General features: G+C 36.5%; 20 protein-coding genes and 2 pseudogenes. 11 read left to right on the top strand and 11 right to left on the bottom strand.

The window, feature by feature from the left end; all coding sequences use genetic code 11:
* Window positions 1–270: 270 nt before the first annotated feature.
* Window positions 271–1035 carry an alpha/beta fold hydrolase gene (locus AC5YCE_RS02460; protein ID WP_496170894.1) on the bottom strand — a complete coding sequence of 255 codons (765 nt, stop codon included), beginning with the start codon at window positions 1033–1035 and terminating at the stop codon, window positions 271–273.
* Window positions 1036–1301: 266 nt separating this feature from the next.
* Here AC5YCE_RS02460 and AC5YCE_RS02465 point away from each other — a divergent pair, with 266 nt between their 5' ends.
* Window positions 1302–2507 carry an amino acid aminotransferase gene (locus AC5YCE_RS02465; RefSeq protein ID WP_496170896.1) on the top strand — a complete coding sequence of 402 codons (1206 nt, stop codon included), beginning with the start codon at window positions 1302–1304 and terminating at the stop codon, window positions 2505–2507.
* 110 nt (window positions 2508–2617) lie between these two features.
* Here the strand turns inward: AC5YCE_RS02465 and AC5YCE_RS02470 are convergent, their stop codons facing one another.
* Window positions 2618–3727 (bottom strand): S-(hydroxymethyl)glutathione dehydrogenase/class III alcohol dehydrogenase, encoded by a 1110-nt coding sequence (locus AC5YCE_RS02470; protein ID WP_496170897.1) that lies wholly within the window; start codon window positions 3725–3727, stop codon window positions 2618–2620.
* A 201-nt stretch (window positions 3728–3928) separates the two neighbouring features.
* On the opposite strand from AC5YCE_RS02470, the gene AC5YCE_RS02475 reads away from it, so the two are divergent.
* Together AC5YCE_RS02475 and AC5YCE_RS02480 are read left to right on the top strand one after the other, a co-directional pair.
* On the top strand, window positions 3929–5425 hold the full coding sequence (locus AC5YCE_RS02475) for a phospholipase D family protein (RefSeq protein WP_496170899.1): 1497 nt from the start codon (window positions 3929–3931) through the stop codon (window positions 5423–5425).
* Window positions 5426–5617: 192 nt separating this feature from the next.
* Window positions 5618–6055, top strand: coding sequence for a hypothetical protein (locus tag AC5YCE_RS02480; protein ID WP_496170901.1), 438 nt, complete (start codon window positions 5618–5620; stop codon window positions 6053–6055).
* On the opposite strand, the gene AC5YCE_RS02485 is transcribed toward AC5YCE_RS02480, so the two are convergent.
* The 7 genes from AC5YCE_RS02485 to AC5YCE_RS02515 form a co-directional block, all read right to left on the bottom strand.
* A complete protein-coding gene (locus tag AC5YCE_RS02485) occupies window positions 6052–6630 on the bottom strand; it encodes a uracil-DNA glycosylase family protein (protein WP_496125302.1) in 579 nt (192 codons plus the stop codon). The two genes, AC5YCE_RS02480 and AC5YCE_RS02485, sit on opposite strands and share 4 nt — an antisense overlap.
* Window positions 6631–6757: 127 nt before the next feature.
* Entirely contained in the window at window positions 6758–7474 is a 717-nt protein-coding gene (locus tag AC5YCE_RS02490; protein ID WP_496170903.1) for an SGNH/GDSL hydrolase family protein, read from the bottom strand.
* Window positions 7475–7740: 266 nt separating this feature from the next.
* Entirely contained in the window at window positions 7741–9105 is a 1365-nt protein-coding gene (locus AC5YCE_RS02495; RefSeq protein ID WP_496125299.1) for a GGDEF domain-containing protein, read from the bottom strand.
* A 206-nt stretch (window positions 9106–9311) separates the two neighbouring features.
* Window positions 9312–10055, bottom strand: coding sequence for an SDR family oxidoreductase (locus AC5YCE_RS02500; protein WP_496170905.1), 744 nt, complete (start codon window positions 10053–10055; stop codon window positions 9312–9314).
* 112 nt (window positions 10056–10167) lie between these two features.
* Window positions 10168–10866 carry a histidine phosphatase family protein gene (locus AC5YCE_RS02505; RefSeq protein ID WP_496125297.1) on the bottom strand — a complete coding sequence of 233 codons (699 nt, stop codon included), beginning with the start codon at window positions 10864–10866 and terminating at the stop codon, window positions 10168–10170.
* Entirely contained in the window at window positions 10866–11987 is a 1122-nt protein-coding gene (locus AC5YCE_RS02510) for a phosphotransferase family protein (RefSeq protein ID WP_496125296.1), read from the bottom strand. Before AC5YCE_RS02510 ends, AC5YCE_RS02505 begins: the two co-directional genes overlap by 1 nt.
* Window positions 11988–12079: 92 nt before the next feature.
* A complete protein-coding gene (locus AC5YCE_RS02515; RefSeq protein WP_496170907.1) occupies window positions 12080–13321 on the bottom strand; it encodes an acyl-CoA dehydrogenase family protein in 1242 nt (413 codons plus the stop codon).
* 94 nt (window positions 13322–13415) lie between these two features.
* Here AC5YCE_RS02515 and AC5YCE_RS02520 point away from each other — a divergent pair.
* The 4 genes and pseudogenes from AC5YCE_RS02520 (at window position 13416) to AC5YCE_RS02535 (ending at window position 16888) form a co-directional block, all read left to right on the top strand.
* Window positions 13416–14332: pseudogene (locus tag AC5YCE_RS02520) on the top strand (LysR family transcriptional regulator).
* A 178-nt stretch (window positions 14333–14510) separates the two neighbouring features.
* Complete coding sequence (locus AC5YCE_RS02525) at window positions 14511–15065, top strand: thermonuclease family protein (RefSeq protein WP_496125294.1); 555 nt, start codon at window positions 14511–14513, stop codon at window positions 15063–15065.
* Between the two features lie 207 nt (window positions 15066–15272).
* On the top strand, window positions 15273–15662 hold the full coding sequence (locus tag AC5YCE_RS02530; RefSeq protein WP_496125293.1) for a MarR family winged helix-turn-helix transcriptional regulator: 390 nt from the start codon (window positions 15273–15275) through the stop codon (window positions 15660–15662).
* Window positions 15659–16888, top strand: coding sequence for an MFS transporter (locus tag AC5YCE_RS02535; protein ID WP_496125292.1), 1230 nt, complete (start codon window positions 15659–15661; stop codon window positions 16886–16888). Before AC5YCE_RS02530 ends, AC5YCE_RS02535 begins: the two co-directional genes overlap by 4 nt.
* Before the next feature lie 97 nt (window positions 16889–16985).
* Here AC5YCE_RS02535 and AC5YCE_RS02540 read toward each other — a convergent pair.
* Window positions 16986–17486 (bottom strand): annotated as a pseudogene (locus tag AC5YCE_RS02540) (nitroreductase family protein); the annotation flags it as partial.
* Between the two features lie 313 nt (window positions 17487–17799).
* Window positions 17800–18291, bottom strand: a complete 492-nt coding sequence (locus tag AC5YCE_RS02545; protein WP_496125291.1) for a hypothetical protein — start codon at window positions 18289–18291, stop codon at window positions 17800–17802.
* Window positions 18292–18600: 309 nt separating this feature from the next.
* Between AC5YCE_RS02545 and AC5YCE_RS02550 the strand changes: the two genes are divergently transcribed.
* From AC5YCE_RS02550 to AC5YCE_RS02565, 4 genes are all read left to right on the top strand, one after another.
* On the top strand, window positions 18601–18975 hold the full coding sequence (locus tag AC5YCE_RS02550) for an IS630 transposase-related protein (RefSeq protein ID WP_496170910.1): 375 nt from the start codon (window positions 18601–18603) through the stop codon (window positions 18973–18975).
* Window positions 18972–19520 carry an IS630 family transposase gene (locus tag AC5YCE_RS02555; RefSeq protein ID WP_496171021.1) on the top strand — a complete coding sequence of 183 codons (549 nt, stop codon included), beginning with the start codon at window positions 18972–18974 and terminating at the stop codon, window positions 19518–19520. The genes AC5YCE_RS02550 and AC5YCE_RS02555 overlap by 4 nt, the downstream gene beginning before the upstream one ends.
* A 283-nt stretch (window positions 19521–19803) precedes the next feature.
* Window positions 19804–19974, top strand: coding sequence for a hypothetical protein (locus tag AC5YCE_RS02560; protein ID WP_496125289.1), 171 nt, complete (start codon window positions 19804–19806; stop codon window positions 19972–19974).
* A gap of 68 nt (window positions 19975–20042) precedes the next feature.
* Window positions 20043–20270 carry a hypothetical protein gene (locus AC5YCE_RS02565; protein ID WP_496125288.1) on the top strand — a complete coding sequence of 76 codons (228 nt, stop codon included), beginning with the start codon at window positions 20043–20045 and terminating at the stop codon, window positions 20268–20270.
* Window positions 20271–20279: the final 9 nt, after the last annotated feature.

Below are 20279 nucleotides of genomic sequence, written 5' to 3' on the forward strand. Positions count from 1 at the left end.
AACACACCTGTAGGTAAAATATAAATATTCTAACCCGAATCGCGGATAAGGATTCTTCTTTAAAATCATAATATAAATATAATTTTATGATTGATTTTTAGCGCTATCAGATCAAGGAACAGACTTTTTTATGATCAAAATGATGGATAAGCCTCAAGATGAATGGTCTTATTTTCTTAAGCAGGATTCGGGTTATTCTAAAATCTGATTAAAAATAAAACATGGTTTAAATATCACCCTCTTTTATAAGTAAATATTTTTTAATTTTAATTATTGGAAAAATCTTTTAATCTGATCAGTAACTTCTATTGTTTGTTCAGCATGTAACCAATGACCTGCACTTTGAATAACACTGAGTTGTGCAAATGGAAACTGTTTTTCAATAGATTCATAATGTTCATCTTGAGAAATATAGTCTGAATGTTCACCTTTTAAAAATAAAGTAGGTTTTAACCATGGGGCAATTTCTTGCCACGAAATGATATTTTCATAATTATTTTGCAACGCCCTTACATTGAATTTCCATTCACCTTGTTGGAACGATTTCAATAAAAATTGAATCACGCCTAGTTCCTTAATATGGGTTTGCATCATCTCAGTCGCTTCTTTACGTGTTGAAATGTGAGATTGCTGAACGGACTTAAGTGATTCAAAGATTTGATCATGATGTCGCTGTTGATATGCAAAGGGAGCGATGTCTAAAACCACAATGCGCTCTAATTGGTCTCCTGCAATTTCAGTCAATTTCATCGCTACTTTCCCGCCCATAGAGTGCCCAATGACTGAAAAGTTTTGAATATTTAAATGTCTTAAGGTTTGCATGACATCTTGTGCCATCAGCTCATAAGTTACTTGTTGATCATGTGCAGACTCACCGTGATTTCTCAAATCCAATTGGACAATAGTGTATTCATTTTCAAATGCACGAACCAACATACCTAAATTACTCAGACTACCAAACAGTCCGTGAATAAAAACAAGAGTTCCCTTACTCGTCTCTTTTTTAGCTTGTTGATATTCATAATTGAGTAGCATGGTATTTCCTTCGAAATAGGGATTAGATTCGGACGCGTGATTAAGTGATTTGAGATATCTCTTTTCTTAAATATAACATTCATAGAAGGAGTCAACTCGAAAAAATTGAATTAAAAAAATAGTAAAAAGTCAATCAGTCTTTCGCCGTTATAATGAAAAGTTTCAACACTTATAAGAAATAGTCTTGTTTTTAATAGTTGAGAGAAACTTTAAATTATATATATTATCTAAATATTCATTTCTTTGTTAATTTTAGGAAAAAGTCCATGTTTCAACATGTAGATCCTTATGCTGGTGACCCGATCTTATCTCTTATGGAAGAGTTTGGTAAGGATGAACGCACTGAAAAAGTTAATTTAAGTATTGGGCTTTACTACAACGAAGAAAGCATTGTTCCTCAATTAGAAGCTGTAAAAAAAGCCTACAAAAATATTGAACCAAGCAATGAAAAAGTAAAACTTTATCTCCCTATGGATGGCTTAAAGTCTTATAACGATGCAACACAGGCACTGGTATTAGGTAAAGACAGCCAAGCACGTAAAGATGGTCGTGCTGTTACCATTCAAACTTTGGGTGGTTCAGGTGCGCTTAAAGTCGGTGGTGACTTTATTAAGAAATACTTCCCTCAGTCAGATATTTGGGTTAGTCAACCGACTTGGGATAACCATATTGCTATATTTAATGGTGCGGGCATCGCTTCTCATTTCTACCCGTATTACGATGCTGAAACCAATGGTGTCAATGTTCCTGCAATGCTTGAGACCTTGGCGACGTTGCCTGCGAAAAGTGTTGTACTGCTTCACCCTTGCTGCCATAACCCAACAGGTGCTGACCTAACGCCTGCTGAGTGGGATCAAGTGATTGAAGTATTGAGAAAACAAGATTTACTTCCATTTTTGGATATTGCGTATCAAGGCTTTGGTCAAGGTCTTGAAGAAGATGCTTACCTGATCCGTGCTCTTGATAAATCTGGCATGAACTTTATTGTGAGTAATTCATTCTCTAAAATCTTCTCTTTATATGGCGAACGTGTGGGTGGATTAACTTTCGTTTGTGATGATAAAGAAACTGCTCAAAAAGTATTAGGTCAGTTGAAAGCAACTGTGCGCCGTATTTATTCTAGTCCAGCAACCACTGGTGCATTATTGGTGAATAATGTATTGAACGATGCAGCTTTGACCGCTGAGTGGGAAGCTGAGTTGAAAGAAATGCGTGAGCGTATTATTCAAATGCGTCAATTGCTTCAACAAAAACTCAATGCTGAACTTCCTGACCGTGATTTTAGCTACTTAGTCAAACAACAAGGGATGTTTAGCTATACCGGCTTAACGGCTGAACAAGTGGATATCTTAAAAGATAAATATGGTATTTATTTAGTGCGTAGTGGCCGTATGTGTGCTGCGGGTCTAAACCTAAATAACATTGATGTCGTTGCAAAAGCATTTGCTGAAGTATTAAAAGCGACAGCATAAAACTTATTCTTATGCCTTGAATAGCATTCAGAATAACAATATAAAAAGCCCAAATTGATTTGGGCTTTTTTTTAGGTACGATTGAAAGTGACACCCTAAGATCATTATTCTTAGAAATGAATCACTGAACGAATGGATTTACCTTCATGCATCAAATCAAATGCTTCATTGATCTTATCTAAACCCATCGTATGTGTGACAAACGGTTCAAGTTGGATATCACCTTTCATCGACTCTTCAACCATACCAGGGAGTTCAGAGCGACCTTTGACACCGCCAAAAGCCGTTCCTTTCCAGCTACGACCTGTCACCAATTGGAATGGACGCGTTGAAATTTCCTGACCAGCACCCGCCACACCAATAATGATCGATTGTCCCCAACCACGGTGTGCACATTCAAGCGCAGAACGCATGACGTTAGTATTGCCAATACATTCAAATGAATGATCTACACCCCATCCAGTTTTTTCAACAATCACTTCTTGAATGGGACGATCATAATCTTTTGGATTTAAAAACTCTGTTGCACCAAACTGTTCAGCCAATTTGAATTTATCTGGATTAGTGTCTACAGCGATAATACGACTCGCTTTGGCACGTTTTGCACCTTGAACGACAGCTAAGCCAATTCCACCCAGACCAAAGACCGCAACCGTATCGCCCTCTTGAACTTTGGCTGTATTTTTAACTGCGCCAAGCCCTGTAGTCACTCCACAGCCCAATAGGCAAACATGCTCTGGATTGGCATTTGGGTTCACTTTAGCCAATGACACTTCAGCAACAACTGTATATTCGCTGAACGTTGAACACCCCATGTAATGATACACAGGTTCACCATGATAAGAGAAACGTGTTGTGCCATCAGGCATTACGCCTTTACCTTGTGTTGCACGTACAGAAACACACAGGTTAGTTTTTCCAGATTTACAGAATAAACACTCTCCACATTCTGCCGTATATAATGGAATAACGTGATCACCTGGTACAACACTGGTTACACCTTCACCAACTTCTACAACAATACCTGCTCCTTCATGCCCCAATACTGCAGGGAAAACACCTTCAGGATCATCGCCAGAAAGCGTAAAGGCATCGGTATGACAAACACCTGTATGTGTGATCTTAACGAGAACCTCACCAGCCTTAGGTGGTGCTACATCTAATTCAACGATTTGTAAGGGTTGTCCCGGACCAAATGCGACGGCTGCACGTGATTTCATATAAAGATCTTCCTTTAAAATAGGGTCTTAAACAGATGCTTTACAGTAACCGCTTTTTATAAGAAGATTCAATATCAAGGATGACAATAAAATGTCCGATCAAAGCATCAAAATTTTATGAAAATAACGATATCTCAGAAAAGATTCTCTATCTTATTGATCATGACTATTCTTCTCAATCTATCTGGATGTTCGCTACCCATGAATAAAAGTATAGATGAAAAACCTATTGAAACCCGTATTGGGAGTTGGATTAGCAATAGCGACGAAACTCAAAAAAACATTGATGCTGGTCTTAGTGCATATTTACCCTTACAAGATCCTTTTATGAGTATGGCAACCCGCCTATATCTCATCAAAGAAGCGAAGCAAAATTTAGATTTACAATATTACATTTGGCAAGATGATGTGATTGGTCATCATCTACTTTCTGAATTATTAAAAGCAGCAGATCGAGGGGTCAAAGTTAGACTGCTCATTGATGATCAAAATGGGACAAAGCTGGATGAAACACTCCTCCAACTCGCACAACATCCTAACTTTCAAGTAAAATTATTTAACCCGTATAAATACCGTAATTTTAGGATTTTTGATTATATTTTTAGGTTTAATCAGATCAATCATCGCATGCACAATAAATTAATTATTGCTGATGGAGCTGTCGCCGTGACCGGTGGGCGTAATATCAGTAGTGAATACTTTGATGCGAGTAACAATTTCCAATTTGCTGACATGGATATTTTCTTTGGGGGGCAAACCGTTCATGACGCAAATAATTCCTTTCTCAAATATTGGAATGATGACCTCAGTTATTCAATCAAAGATCTCGTTCAGCCAAAAGTTAAAATAAATTCAGATGATCCGCTTAAAATAATCAGAAAAAAATATACAGAACTCCCTAGTTTTCAAAACATGGGCAGTGGGTCTCGTATGATTCAAGCTCAAGATAAGATCAAGCAAAATTTAAAAGACCGCCCTGTAAAATGGGCAAAGGCTCATTTTATTGCAGATTCGCCCGACAAAGTTCGTGGCACCATAGACGATCAAGAACTTTTATTTAATCAAATCATGAATATCATGGGGCGACCCAAAAACCATATGGAATTGGTATCAGCCTATTTTGTTCCAACAAAAACTGGTGAAGATTATTTGGTCGGACTGGCTCAGCAGGATATTAAAGTTCGAGTGCTCACCAATTCATTTTTAGCCAATGATGTTCCTTTGGTTCATGCTTTTTATCAAAAATATCGAAAACCGCTATTAGAAAATGGCGTAAAACTGTATGAATTTAAACCTTATATTGAGCGTGACCGAAGAACCTGGTATGAAGTTGTCACTGGCAATGTCATTCCTGCTAAAGGAAAAAACACATCACGTTTACATGCAAAATACTTTGATATAGATGGTATGGTGTTCATTGGTTCATTTAACTTTGATCCGCGTTCAGCGCATTTGAATACCGAAGTTGGTTTAGTGGTTGAGTCTGATGAATTACAAAATGAAATTTCTCAGTCTTTAGATCAATATCTTCCACATATGGCTTATCAGCTGAAGTTGAATGAGAATAACGAGATTATTTGGTTAGATCACAAAAAAGATGGAACCGTTCAAGAATATAAGGTAGATCCTGAAACGACAAAATTTCAACGATTCGTAATGTACGCTGTGTCATATCTACCTATTGAATGGATGATGTAATGACATCCAATAGATAAACTATTTTTAAAACTGCAGGTATTTTAACTCCAGAGTCCATCTATATTTTAAAAGTTTTTCCTCATAGAATTTTCATCTCACTTGATTTGCATATGCTATTTCACTCTGAAAGAAAACTGTCTTAACATTCTGTTTTGAGCATTTTGCTCTCATCTACTCCCACTGTGATTTCTCATGCAATTTTTTGATTTAAGTCGTCAATTTAATTTGAATGACTTACTAATTCCTTCATTCAATTTAAATGATTTGTCTCGACAAAATTGGTTTTTAGCTAAAATTCGTGTAGATCATGACTGCATCTATGACAACGACAGTATTGAAGGACAAGCAATTATTCAGTCCGATCAAAGTGTTCAAATTGAATTGGAATGGACGATTTTTGATTCTGGCCATGATTTACAGGTGCTATTCAAAGGCATTGAAACTGAAGTCAATCAACAGACTTTATTATGTATCAAGGGTACGAAAATCATTGATGATCAAAAAGACCCTATTTCTACCCATGCCTTAAGCTTATGGATTGAAGGTACATTGTTACCTTTGTTACCCAATATTCGACGTGAAATCAAGTCACGCCTCAATCTTTGGGACTATGTCCAATTTTCAGATTAAAGCAGTGAAACGTTCTTAAATAATGTCATATAGGCTTCTGCCTTTTTCTCTAAAGATAAAGGATAAGCTCGTGATGAAGATGGCATACGATATAAATTGAGCTTTCGATGTGCAAAATTTACTGTTGAAGATTCTCCAATGGTCGGTTTTATCGCATCGTTTGGCATAGAAAGCATCAGTGTATCTGTCGCTTTATCACCTGTTGTCACAATGTTGCGACACTCGGGCATTTCAGTAAGCAACATCATGATATCTGTGGCTTTCTCGATTTTTAAGAATTTGTCTGAAGCATTTCCTGTTAAACGAGTCACTTGATAGGCTGTGTCATAAATACCGATTCCTGTTTCATTTAAAAAATCTATAATTTTGTCTAAATGAAAAGTTTTATCCGGTAAATCTAAAAAATAATCTTTATCTTTAAAAAAGCATAATCCAAATATCCGCCACATATCATTTTGATAATTCGGATAATAAAATTTCATCTTCCAACGTGTTTGAGGTGGTGGAAAACTTCCGAGCATCAATAATTTTCCATTTTTGGGTAAAAATGGCGCTAAAGGATGTGTTTCAATCATTAGTTTTATTTAACCTGTATAAGTATTTTTAAAATCTTCATGTACTTGGATTAGACCAATCCCTTATTTTCCATAACCATCACCACTATCATTTGGTACAAAATGAGTTGGTGATTTCGTTTTGATTTTAATCTTGAAAATATAATCGAACTTTATCGGCAACTTGTTTTGCCCAGAGTTGGTACACGTCTTTGCTTGGATGAAAGCCGTCTATAGCCATATCCAATTTTAAATCACGGTATTGTTGAATGTCATATTCAATCCAATCCATTTTTGGGTGTTGATCGACCAAGATCGCCAATTTTTGATTCATGGCTTGTGCATATTGTCCAAATAGCCAGCCCAAGGGATTGGGTAAAGCAGGAAACATATCCATAGGAGGTACACCCGTTGCGATAATCAACTGCGGTGAAAATTTTTCTTCTATTAATGAATATAAAGTTTGCTGTTTTTTGATCCACTGATTTGCACTGGTCAATTTAGTCACATCATTGACGCCCACTGAGCTGATGACTACATCGAAGTGTTGATGATCTAATTTCTCAATGGCTTGAATCACTTGATCCGTGGTATGCCCTGTTTTTGCCTCAAGTTGCCAAGTCATTTGGAAATCAGAATTGAGTTCTTTTAAAATCGAACCGATGAGTGCATCCTCTTGATGATCGACTCCAACGCCAGCAGCCGCAGAATCTCCAATGATCAATAATGATAGAGGCTTACCTTGACCTTGTACACCTCGACGATCTCCCAAAGGCTCGGACAGACGTAGCGTATTTTTTTTGACTTTATAGCCTTGAATGACCAATGCAGGTAGAAGTGCAAGTGTTGCTAGTTTGAGTCGCATAAACAGTTTGGCCAGAGAAATTCAACTTGATTGTAAATCAGTATTTACTCAATTTCATTGATATATGAATCATCCATGCTGGATTCAATCATTCCTATTTCTATGTTATTCGAGTTCAGAAAAGAAAATTTTAAATCCATAGGCAATAAGCTAAGATTATTCATATGTTGTGTCGTTTGCTTTAAGCTTATTTTTATTCAATATTTAAAAACACCTGCTATTCATTTTATTTGTGAATAACAGGTACAGCTTTCAAATCGCTTTGCTTAGATTTCACCAACAACGACTGTATTTCGACCACTATTTTTTGCTTGATACAATGCCGCATCCGCTGCATCTAAAAAGCGCTGATAGTCTGGGTGACCATTGTATTTTACGACACCAATACTGACTGTGAAATTAAAACTTCTACCGTCATTGGCGTGTATCATTGTACCTGCTACACGCTTACGAATTTGCTCTGCAGTATCCAAAGCATTTTCAAGGCTATTGTCGACTTGTAAAAGTAAGAATTCTTCTCCACCGACACGGAATGCATAGTCACTGCCACGCGCCAAATCTAAAAGAACTTCAGCTAAAAATTGTAGGGCTAAATCCCCTGTACTGTGTCCGTATTGATCGTTAATTTTTTTGAAATAATCTGCATCGATGGCAAGTAGCGTTAGTGAAGTATTGTTCTTACGTGAAAAATTGATTTCACGCCCAAGAATGGTGTTTAAATAACGACGATTCAGAAGTTGAGTGAGTGAATCATTTCCTGAACCAATATATTCAGAGACTTGGAATAACTGTTCAATCAAATGCAAAATTTCACGATTTTTTTCACGAAGTTGTTGAATCAAATGCAGTGAATGCTCGGTATCACCACTCTTCATAATCTCATCATTTAACGCATCGACATGATGAATGGCTCTAATAATGACTTCAACTTGATTAGAGCTTGAAAATGCGTAAGCAGCTTTGTGAATAAACCACAATCCGAATTCAGATTTCGATAATGCTGAGTGATTGAATGCTGGATTTTGAGAAAACACTTTGAACATCAGTTCATTTTCCCAATCCAATAATGAACCGCGCTGTTTTTCCTTCTGGGTTGAAACATCTTGCATCGCAGAAAATAAACGGTAAGTATGCTTCATGTCGTTCTTCACTTCGAGATTTTCCTCGTAAGAACGACACATGATTTCAGATGAAAAACTTAAAACCTGAACCATATACGTTAAGATGACATAAGCACGATTTGGCGCTTCATTTTCAACGAGTTGAAAAATTTTCTTAATAATTTCACGAATACCACGCATGATTAGCCATGATGGAATTCCCACGCGTGCATGCACATTACCAACGGTATTGTGCTTTTTCACCATGAGCTCAAAGGTATCTTTGAGTGGCACTTCAAAACTATCTAAAATCCATTGATCAAGCGTCTGCTGTAATTTTGAATGGACAATCCCCACTGATAAAAACTCAAGCGCATGTTCCTCTTTCATCATTTGAGTATAAAACTCACTGACGAGATCCGAGGAATTAGCCTTAACAAATTCAAAAGTATCATTCAGCTCTGAAGTCGAATATTTTGCGCAAATGTCTTTCCACTGCTGGGTGAGCAATTCTATTAATTCTGGATTCATGCTGAAAAACCTAAATGCTGAAATTTTATTCTGCTAAAGTACTAATATATCAGATTTTAATATTTACAACTTATGAATTTTTCGATCAGCTTAATCGTTAATCAAATTTAAAAACTACAGTCTCTTAGCAAGAATATAGTTTTTAAGCGAAATGAAATTCTCTTTTATATTTATTAGCAATGGCTAAATAGAAATTAGATTGTTGCTTAACCCAATTTATTGACCCATCTTAAAGGAAGAACTTTCATTGCAAATCCGAGTGGTAACCAAGGCCATTTGGGTACATAAGCTTTGATCGGTGCTTTTTCAATTTCTTCGGCTAAAAGTCGAGAACCTGTTTTTTCATCGATTTCAAAAGGTAACTTCGCAGCACCTTCATTAATTTCAGTTCGTATATAACCCGGGAAAATCGTGGTGACTTTAATGGGTGTATCGATTAATTCTGCTCGAATGCCTTCTGCTAAAAAAGCCACGCCAGCCTTACTTGCGCCATAAGCCGTTAAATGTTTTGGCATACCACGCATTGCACTCATGGAAGAAATCATCACCAAATGCCCTGAATTTTGTGCCCTAAAAATTTCTACGGCAGCTTCGCATTGTGCAAGTGCGGATATAAAATTGGTTTCAACAGTTGCACGGTTGATTTCAAAATTCCCCTTGCCTATACGTCGTCCTTGTCCAACACCCGCATTGACGATAACACGATCAATGGTTCCAAAATCTTCTTTAAAAGCTTTAAATACTTCAAACACCTGATCATAGTGGGTCACATCTAATAGTCTTGCACTGACCTCAATTGCATATTGGGAGGTCAATTCTTTTTTCAATTCTTCTAAGCGTTCCATACGTCTGGCACAGATGGCTAAGTTATAGCCTTTTTTGGCAAATTCACGCGCCATACCCGCACCGATCCCAGAGCTTGCACCTGTAATTAAAATTGTTTTTGCCATATTCAAATCCTTTTTTTTGCATTTTTATTTGAGTTGTGCGCCTGAATAGAAAGACGAACAGTTTTTTAAATTTTAAATTACATTTTTAAATTAAATCCCTCAACAAGTGTAGCTAGATCCAAGTCAATAATTCTGGATGATCAGCTTTAATAAAATGATGCTCATTTAAACTTAAAAGCTGAGGCTGATGACCGACGAGTCTCACTGTGGTTAAGCTGGTATTGGTGATTGCCCAATTTAAGGCAAATGTTTTATCGACACTGAGCTCAAGTAATTTTCCCGCAATCACCGAAATCACGCCACCTGATGTAAATACTACTGCATATCGTGGTTTTGATTCAGCCAGTTGATTGCACAAAGTTGCTAAGGCTGTTTCAACACGTTTTTGAAAATCAGGCCATGATTCGTCGTATTCATGATGAAAATCACCACCTGTCCAACGCTGAATCGCACCTTCAAAAATTTGTGATAGATAGGCTCTTGGACTTTCTGCTTTTGCTACTTCTGTTTTCAACGCTTCAGGCTGATTAAAAAGAGGATCATGCAATGCAAACACTTGTTGATGATTAAACTCGTTCCATTGGCTATTTGTCTCTACATTAACTTCAGAGAAACTTTCTTCCAAAGCAAAGTGAGCAGTTTGTTGATGTCTCTGCATAGATCCAGCAACCACATAAGGTGCTTCTTTGAGTATTTTTGATAAATACCGCCCAAGTAATGCTGATTGTAATTCACCATTGGGTGAAAGTTTATCGTAACTTGCTGCACCAAAGGAGGCTTGTCCGTGACGGACAAAATAGATCGTCGTCATTATTTAGGCATTAACTCTTTAAATTTATTGATATATTTTTGTGCTAAATCATTGGCTTCAATTTTTTGTAGACCAATCAATTTAAGCGCACGAATGTGTAGCGCATGAATCACGATCCAAAAATCTTTAAAGGCAGGATTATTGGTTTGTTTATGGTAGTAACGGTAATAAATTTGCTGTGCGATGACTGCTAGACGAAATATTCCAAACACTTCATAAAACGTCCAATTCGAAGTTTCCAGACCTGTTTTAGCCAAATAATATTCAACCACTTCTTTACGAGTAAACATGCCTTTTAAATGTGTAGGCTGGCGACGTGTAGATTTAAATATTTGGTTGTCTGTATCTTCAACCCAATAGGCCAAAGCCGAACCTAAATCCATTAAGGGATCACCCAGTGTCGCCATTTCCCAGTCTAATACACCAATCACTTGCGTTGGATTTTTTGGATCTAAAATCACGTTATCAAAACGCCAATCATTATGGATTACACAGGTTTTCGAGTCTTCAGGAATATGTTCAAGCAACCATTTACGAACGTATTTAAAAGATGGAACATTGATGGTATGTGCTTTATCAAAACGACTATCCCAACCTTCGACTTGGCGACGACAATAACCATCCCCCTTACCCAGTTGTTCAAGATCTGTACCTTGATACGGGACTTGATGAAGTTCAATCAGTTTATTAATCACATTGGTACATAATTCTCGAACTTCAGTTTCACCAAACTTTAACTCAGGCGGTAATTTCGCTCGCGGGATAATACCTTCTATGCGACGCATCACATAAAAATCGCTGCCAATAACACTTTCATCCTGACACAGCGCCAGCATTTCAGGTAAAACTGGATAGTAAGGCGCTAGCGCTTTTTGAACCTTAAATTCACGTGCCATATCATGTGCAGATTTAGCTTTGGTACCTTTAGGAGGACGACGTAGAATCAGGTCTGCATTGTCATATTTTAAACGGTACGTCCAATTTGAAACTCCGCCAGAGTATTGAGTAACGTCTACTGAACCTTGAACATTAACGCCATTTTCAAGTAGCCATTGTGTGACCGCTTGAATATCAAGTTCTTCACCCTTTCGAACCTGTCCACCCACATCAATTATTGACATTATACTTCCCTAATTTCATCTTAAATCAAATGCTTAATAATGTATTACATCACAATTACCTGCGATGCATCTTAATTAAAAGCTATAAAAATCTATGCTTTTCGTTTAGAGCCATAGCCTCTTTTCGCTAGTTCTAATTTGGCGATCATGCCTTTGTGAACTTCATCAGGGCCATCCGCTAAACGTAGTGCTCGTGCTTGTGCAAAAAAACCAGTGAGTGGCGTATCTCTCGATACACCTGCACCGCCGTGAATTTGTATCGACATATCCACCACTTTTTCTAAAACACTTGGAGCAACAACTTTAATGGCTGAAATCTCTGTAAGCGCAGCCATATTACCTAAAATATCCATTTTATAAGCGGCATACAAGGTTAAAAGACGAGCTTGATCAATCGCCACACGCGCTTCAGCCACACGTTCTAAGTTACCACCCAACTTTAAAATTTCTTTACCAAAAGCAGTTCGACTCATTCCACGATCAATCATCAATTCCAATGATTTTTCAGCAGCACCAATACAACGCATACAGTGATGAATTCGACCTGGTCCTAAACGACCCTGCGCAATTTCAAAGCCTTGACCTGCTCCACCGATGAAATTAGATAATGGAACTCTCACATTTTTAAAGCTGACTTCGCCGTGCCCATGAGGCGCATCATAATCGCCAAATACAGGTAACATACGCTCAATTTTTACACCTACAGTATCAATTGGTACGAGTACCATTGAGTGTTGATGATGACGATCTTTATTTACATCTGGTGTATGCGCCATAAAAATAATTATTTTTGCATTTGGATCGCCTAAACCTGAAGACCACCACTTACGTCCATTGAGTACAATTTCATCATCCTTTATGATAGCGGTTGCCTGCATATTGGTTGCATCACTTGAAGCGACTTCAGGTTCAGTCATACAAAATACCGAGCGAATTTTTCCATCTAATAATGGCATCAACCAATCTTGTTTTTGTTGTTCTGTGCCATAACGCCAAAGCAATTCCATGTTGCCACTGTCAGGTGCATTACAGTTAAAAATGGTCGGTGCGAGTAAGCTTCGACCTGTCAGCTCTGCAATGCGAGCATATTCTTGAACAGATAAACCTTGACCTAAGGTTTCGTCAGGTAGAAACATATTCCAAAGACCCGCTGCTTTGGCTTTTTGTTTTAAGGTTTCAAGTTGTGCTGGCCATTGCCATCTTGTCCAATCACCACCCAAATTTAGTGCATGAACTTGGTGCCAAAATTGTGCTTCAATCGGCTCAATTTCCTGCTCAATAAAGCTTTTGGTTCGGTTTAAAAAATCTTGTGCTTTAGGTGACAGTTCAAACATTTTTCGTCCTTTGAATTATTTATATGACACTTGCTTTACAACACATTAACTTGAAAACTATTATGAATGAAATGATTTAACTAAATAATAAGATATAAATCCTATTCATCATCAGTTTGTTTTGGATGTTTCAATATTTAATCGGATTGATATCAACCTTTACCCACTTTTTATTGCTATTTTTGAACTAAAAAACATCACTAAGTCAGCACAAAGTCTATATCTGAGCCAATCCACGGTAAGTCATGCCTTGCAACGTCTCAGAGTTCAACTTAAGGGTGAACTTTTTGTACGCAATGGAAATCAAATGTTGCCTACACCTTTTGCAGAGCAAATTTACCCGAACATCAAGCATGCTTTGATTTCGATTCAATCGATTACAGTCCAAAATCATACATTTGATCAGAGTAGTATTCAAAATCTTAAAATTGCGATCCATGATGAAATTGAACCCCTGATTTTTCCTCGACTGATTCAACATTTTCATGCACTTAAACTCGATATTCAACTGTTCAGTATCAAGTTAGATCGTCTTAAAATGAAAGATCACTTAGCCGCTCAGCAAATCGATTTTGTGATAGATATTGAACAACACTATGGCGATTACATTGAGTTTCAATATTTAGTTCAAGATCGGTTTGTACTCTGTACTCAGCACAATACGATTGATCAGGACAAATATATGTCCTCGCCTCATATTGGAGTTTCATCACGAAAAACGGGGACATTGATTGAGGATGTTTATCTAAAAAGGTTGAATTTGACGAGAAATATCAGCTTGCGATGTCAGCATTATTCAACAGCAATATAGATATTAGCGCATCAGCCAGATACATTATTGACGATTCCACAGAGTATTTTGAGGAATCTAGCGGTACCCAAATCGATTCATATTTTGGAGTTACCGATTTCGCTGCCGAAAATGAATATAGGCCTTTTTGGTATTCAAATCTAAATAAAAATAAGTGCTATCAATTTTTGAAAGAAGAAATTATTATAAATTTTACTTAGGCTATTTATAGAGATTCATTTTGCTTAGGCTATTTTGATTATAGGGATTCATATCCTTCAAATGCTTAGTATTCAAGCATTACAGCGCTATTTGGTTGGTATTTAAACGTCTATTGATTAAAATTAACCGTAAAATGAGATCGATATTTTGCTGTTTTGGCTTTAAAGCCACTTTCCTATGTTGTCTGATCTTCCTGCAAGCTGGCTCATTGCTATAGGCATGATTTTTTGCCTATTATTAATTTTCCTTATTCGTCGTGTACGTATATTTCTCACAGCGCTGTTTAAGCCTTATAAAAAGGGAAAAACATACTGGTGCCGTGTTTCAGCAATTAGTGATGGTGATACCCTCACCTGCTATCGACTCAATTTAAGACGCTCTGAAACCAAGTTAAGATTTGCCTATGTCGATGCCCCGGAGTCCTCTCAAACTTATGGTGCAGAATCCCATCGGCTCATCAAAAAAATGGTTTATAAAAAAATTGTACGTGTCACCATTACCGATATTGACCGTTATGGTCGATGTGTCGGTGTGATTCATCGTTACCGCAAAAATATGAATGAAGAAATGGTCAAGCGTGGTGCTGCATGGGTGTATGAGGAATATATTAAGGACCCAAAACAACGCAAACATATGCTTGCTTTACAAGCCAATGCGCGTAAAAATAAAAAAGGCCTCTGGCGCACCACTCGTCCTATTCGCCCTAGTGATTATCGAAAAAATAAAAAATAACGCAGTACAACAAAATTTTTTAGGATTAAAGGTCAATTTTATATTGGTCTTTTTTTATGGTGAATGATTAACCACTTGATTCTTCGCCTCGAACGGCGTAAATTGCCATTAATTTAGTTACCCTGGTTAACTACTATGATTCTCTCTCCTAATCATTCTCAAAACTCTCCTAAAATCAGGACGGTGTTATTGCGTAGTGCACGACTGATGAGTGAAATGATCAATGAGGTTTTAGAAGCTGACCAATTAAATTATTCGCTTTGGCAAGTCATCTACCTCATTCACGAAAATGAATGTATGACTTCCATTGATATTTCAAAAATACTTAAAGTTTCAAAACCGTCTATTGCAAAAAGAATTCAGGTTTTACTTCAACTGAATATCATTCAACAACTTGTATCTTCTGATAAACGTGAAAAAAAGTTAGTTTTAACGGCTCATGGATATCGCGTTTATAGCCTCTGCTCAACAATGATCGATGTTGTGGAACAAGAATTTTTGACTAATTTTGAAACAGAGGAGTTGCAAAAGACTTTTGAAACTTTAGAAAAAATATTGCACAAGTTGGAAAGTAATAAGCGTGGAGCAGACAAATGAGTGCGAAGCAAGATCATTTCTCTGCGCTATGGACGCGTAACTTCATTCTGATTAGCTCGATCAATTTTCAACTGGTGCTGACTTTTTATCTTTTAGTGATCGTAATTGTTGGATTTTCTGTAGCTGAACTGGGTGCAACGACCGCTCAAGCAGGTTTAATCTCAGGATTATTTATCATTGGTACGCTTGTTGGTCGGTTTTTAGTGGGTAAATTTTTAGAGAAATTTGGTCAAAAAATCACGTTGATTGTCGGTTTAGTCGGTTTTCTGATTTTCTCTGCTTTTTACTTTATCCATTTGGATATCGGCATATTGCTCATTGTACGCTTTATGCATGGTTTCATGATGGGTGTGGCTTCAACGGTCTTAGGAACCGCAATTGCTCAAATCATTCCTGCGCAACGTCGAGGCGAAGGCATTGGTTATTACAGTTTAAGTAGTACATTAGGTACGGCGATTGGACCTTTCCTTGCCATTTGGATGATGCTTCGATTTGATTATGATGTAATCTTTATTGTTTCCAGTGTTATTGCGCTGAGTTGTGTATGTATTGGACTCATGATCAACATGCCGAAAAATATCGTTTCGAAGGCATCTACCTCGACATTAGCATTTGAACAAGATGTACCAAAGGCTAAACCTTCCTGGATTTCAAATTTTATTGAGCCCAAAGCCGTTCCTATCTCTATTGTGATCTTAATCGCTTCAATCTGTTATTCAGGTGTTTTATCTTTTATTAATTTCTACGCCAAAGAAATTAACTTAGTTGAAGCTACTACTGTTTTCTTTCTCATGTACGCCATCGCAATCTTGTTTTCACGTCCATTTACAGGTCCTTTATTAGACCGTAAAGGTGAAAACATCATCATGTATCCTGCATTTATCATTATGGCGTTTGGTTTATTTCTTTTAAGCCAAGCCAATACTTCATGGATGCTTTTATTCAGTGCGGGATTATTGGGTTTAGGCTATGGCAATATCCAATCGGTCTGCCAAACACTTGCTGTAAAAAGCGCAACCTTAGAACGCATGGGCTTTGCTACATCAACCTATTTTATTTTCCTTGATGCAGGACTTGGCTTTGGTCCTTATTTCATCGGCATCGCTTTAGATTATATTTCTTATACGTCACTCTATTTATATAGTGCAGTTGCTGCATGTGTGTGTTTATTGATTTATTACGTACTCCACGGTCGTATGGCCAACAAAGTTGAAACTAGAGCTTAATTTGCAGTAAACACACCTTCTATCAGGGAAAAGGTGTGTTCAGCACTCCTGTTAAAATCTTAACTACATATAAGTCTGATATTGATCTTTATCAGGTATTCCACTCTTGGTGAACTTCTGTATCTACGATTGGATTGTAATATTGTAATATTGTAATATTGTAATGAAGCCCCAATACCATCTATGTAATATCCTCCAAACAGCAAACTGATACCCTAAGCTATAGAATGTTCAGCCCAGATCAGGAAGTTTTCAGCATAAGGTGGAAACTTCTGTCCAAGTTCAGCAACTCTATCCAGTACTTCAAAAAATAAAACTGTAGCTGAAGCCCGCAGCCAAGCTATCCATTTTGCTGAGATTTTCACTGCTGCTTCATCCTTTGCATAAGACTTTCATTTCTCATTCACAAAGCCCCCAAAACTTTTCACGTTTCTGATTAAACAAAATCACCGCACCTGATGACTGTCAGTTAAAAGATGACAGGCTCTGCTTTATTGCATTTTGAATCAAATCAGTTAAGTACTATGTGCTTTACATCTTTGCCGATTGCATAAATGGCACGGCGTTTATGAATTAAATCTAAAAAATGATTCAAAATTTGGCTAAATCCTTGGATATATCCCCGGGGAATTTTGATACTTTGCTTTTTATTAATTAGATTTACTTAATAAGTATTTAAAGTGATTGAATATCAAACGAAGGACATTATTCTATTTTGAAATATCAAGCATGCTCTATCCCCAATTGGCTTTAATCTCGATCTACGAAATAACCATGACCTAAATGTTCGTTTTTCAATCTCACTTGCTTTGATCCGTTGTTCAGAAGAAGCCAGCAAAAAACTCAATAAAAAATCCCCTAATGATTTGGAGGATGGTTTGTATTACTGAACTTTATTACGGAAAGGCGAATTAGAACTTCGCTTCGAGTACATTGGCTTTCATGTGGTTTGTCCAGAAATCACGTAACGTTGGTAAATAGAACTTCTCGCCTAGATCGACCAATTCAGCATCAATCAATGCATGTACTTCATGAACGAATAAGTAGTCTAGTTCAACCATACTGAGTTTAGGCTGATCTTTCGAATAGGTTTTACGTTTTTGCTGTGCTTGTTTCACCAATTGGTCGGCAAAGCTTCGAGTTTTGTATTGGGCAATGACGTTTAAACGTAATTCAATCACTCCCCAACCACTTAACAGCAGTTTAAACATTTCAAAATCTTGCGCGGTAGATTCCCATGTCATTTCTTCTAAGTTTTCATCTGAAGGCAACACGGGAAGCAACAATTCCATGACGCTTGGAAATATTTTTTTGAAATTGAGAATAAATTTAACAGGATGTTCACCAGGGTAATCTTTAAATTGAACATTTTTCTGAACATCTGTTAAATAAATATAGAACATTGAAAATTCCCGAACATAAACAATTGAATTACAATAATAAAAATTGACTTGCAAAAATCATGCAAAACAACATTTATAAAAGTTTTAGATTTTTGCAATTATGACACTTTAATCAATGCTAATCACGTTTTGAAGGTTCAGTTCTGTAAAATATTTAAAGAAAAATGGCAAATACTTATCTAAATACTGATAAATCATCTTATGATTATTTCTCGCATATAGATACTCAAACTTAAGTGGTAATATTTAAAGATATAGCTGCAATCTTATTTTAGGATACAATGGTTAAAAATTCATTTGATCAAGATTATGCCTAAAATATATTCAGTAGATTTACGTGAAAAAGTCATGCAGTTTTATAAAGAAAACAATCACAAATCATATACATGTAAAACTTTTAAAATATCTAGGACTACTTTGGATGATTGGATTCTTCTTCAAAACTCCACTGGAGAATTGAAACAGCCTAAAATCAATGCAGGCCGACCCACTAAAATCAAGGATATGGATGCTTTCAAACACTTTGTTGAAACGACTGAATTTTCTCAAGTGAAAGATCTTATTCCTTTATTTGAACAAAAATTTGGTTATCCAATCCTTTACTCAACCCTATTAAAAGCCATTCATAGGCTTGGTTGCACACGTAAAAAAAGAGTTTTCTCTACAAGCAAGCAGACAAAATAACAAGGGCGGTATTTAAGTGGTTTCTTCCGCAATGGAAAGAAGAGTTTGGGGAAGATCAGATGATCTATATTGATGAATCTGGAATAAATACTATAGATACAGCTCAATATGGTTGGTCTAGACTAGGCAGTCGTTGTCTTGCAGTGAAATCAGGTGGTCATGGAAAAAGATTAAGTATCATTAGTGCCGTGAGGTCTAATTCAGCGTATCAGTTCCTTTGCCCTTTGGTTTTTCAAGGTACATGCGATCGAGCGATGTTCACAGGATGGCTGAGATATCTACTTGAAAACTTGACTAAAAATAATCAGGATAAGAGCAAAAGGCATTTGCTGATTCTAGATAATGCTTCGATTCATAAGAACGGAGATATCAAAAAACTAGCCGCAGACTTTAACTGTAGAATCATGTACTTGCCTGCTTACAGTCCAGACTTAAATCCAATTGAAAAAGCATGGTCAGTGCTCAAATCCAAAGTTAAAAGTATCGCTGTCCGGTTAGACAAAACAATAGAAGAAGCACTCGATTTAGGCCTGAAAGAAATGTAGCTTAAAATTTAAATCCAGCTATAATATTGAGAAGATTCAATAATTTTTAGATCATCGTAATGTTTATTGTATGTTTTAACAAACGATATGAAAATATTGGGTGCAGATAAATAAAATTATTTACTATCATAAATTTTTAATTTAATTTTATTAATATCAGTAACTCATAATCAATATTTCTTTAATCATAAACCTTGATACATATTACAGATATCTATTAATCAATTTAAGGTACATGCTGAATTCGCCGTTAATATTATCGGCAACCCAAGGATAAATGATCATGTCAAATATCAACAATCAAAATGATTCTAATAGCCAGCAGCAGCAACAATCTACTCCTAATGACGACAAGGCTCAGCAGCAAAAGAATCAGGAACAGCAAAAAAATGCTGAGGATAGATCTAATATAAACAACCCTAAAGAACATACTGAAAATCCAGTGAAAAAATAATAATTTTCTCTAGATTTTTACTCAATCCATTTAAGAGGTGAAGGCCTCTTAAATGGTTAGGAATCAATATGAAAACTAAAAAAGTAATCGTTCATAAAATGTATGAGGATTTTCATACACTTCCCATCATCCAGTATTCTGGACAATTTAATGACAGTAATTTAATGATTAAGTTATTTAATAATCTAAATCAAGAACTCACTCGAATCAGAGGCACATTACAATGGAAACTTGCATCCACAGGTGATGTATATTTTGTAGAAAATGATTATGAGTTTTTTCACAAAATTCAATAATTATATGAA

This window comes from Acinetobacter sp. CY79, from assembly GCF_059515845.1.

Excerpts from the sequence above, each read along its gene's own strand:
- AC5YCE_RS02510 (WP_496125296.1), bottom strand. The coding sequence starts at position 11,987 with ATGTCAATAATTGATGTGGGTGGACAGGTTCGAAAGGGTGAAGAACTT.
- AC5YCE_RS02475 (WP_496170899.1), top strand. The coding sequence starts at position 3,929 with ATGAATAAAAGTATAGATGAAAAACCTATTGAAACCCGTATTGGGAGT.
- AC5YCE_RS02505 (WP_496125297.1), bottom strand. The coding sequence starts at position 10,866 with ATGACGACGATCTATTTTGTCCGTCACGGACAAGCCTCCTTTGGTGCA.
- AC5YCE_RS02545 (WP_496125291.1), bottom strand. The coding sequence starts at position 18,291 with ATGTTCTATATTTATTTAACAGATGTTCAGAAAAATGTTCAATTTAAA.
- AC5YCE_RS02470 (WP_496170897.1), bottom strand. The coding sequence starts at position 3,727 with ATGAAATCACGTGCAGCCGTCGCATTTGGTCCGGGACAACCCTTACAA.
- AC5YCE_RS02465 (WP_496170896.1), top strand. The coding sequence starts at position 1,302 with ATGTTTCAACATGTAGATCCTTATGCTGGTGACCCGATCTTATCTCTT.
- AC5YCE_RS02560 (WP_496125289.1), top strand. The coding sequence starts at position 19,804 with ATGTCAAATATCAACAATCAAAATGATTCTAATAGCCAGCAGCAGCAA.
- AC5YCE_RS02480 (WP_496170901.1), top strand. The coding sequence starts at position 5,618 with ATGCAATTTTTTGATTTAAGTCGTCAATTTAATTTGAATGACTTACTA.
- AC5YCE_RS02500 (WP_496170905.1), bottom strand. The coding sequence starts at position 10,055 with ATGGCAAAAACAATTTTAATTACAGGTGCAAGCTCTGGGATCGGTGCG.
- AC5YCE_RS02485 (WP_496125302.1), bottom strand. The coding sequence starts at position 6,630 with ATGATTGAAACACATCCTTTAGCGCCATTTTTACCCAAAAATGGAAAA.
- AC5YCE_RS02495 (WP_496125299.1), bottom strand. The coding sequence starts at position 9,105 with ATGAATCCAGAATTAATAGAATTGCTCACCCAGCAGTGGAAAGACATT.
- AC5YCE_RS02565 (WP_496125288.1), top strand. The coding sequence starts at position 20,043 with ATGAAAACTAAAAAAGTAATCGTTCATAAAATGTATGAGGATTTTCAT.
- AC5YCE_RS02535 (WP_496125292.1), top strand. The coding sequence starts at position 15,659 with ATGAGTGCGAAGCAAGATCATTTCTCTGCGCTATGGACGCGTAACTTC.
- AC5YCE_RS02550 (WP_496170910.1), top strand. The coding sequence starts at position 18,601 with ATGCCTAAAATATATTCAGTAGATTTACGTGAAAAAGTCATGCAGTTT.
- AC5YCE_RS02460 (WP_496170894.1), bottom strand. The coding sequence starts at position 1,035 with ATGCTACTCAATTATGAATATCAACAAGCTAAAAAAGAGACGAGTAAG.
- AC5YCE_RS02515 (WP_496170907.1), bottom strand. The coding sequence starts at position 13,321 with ATGTTTGAACTGTCACCTAAAGCACAAGATTTTTTAAACCGAACCAAA.
- AC5YCE_RS02525 (WP_496125294.1), top strand. The coding sequence starts at position 14,511 with ATGTTGTCTGATCTTCCTGCAAGCTGGCTCATTGCTATAGGCATGATT.
- AC5YCE_RS02490 (WP_496170903.1), bottom strand. The coding sequence starts at position 7,474 with ATGCGACTCAAACTAGCAACACTTGCACTTCTACCTGCATTGGTCATT.
- AC5YCE_RS02530 (WP_496125293.1), top strand. The coding sequence starts at position 15,273 with ATGAGTGAAATGATCAATGAGGTTTTAGAAGCTGACCAATTAAATTAT.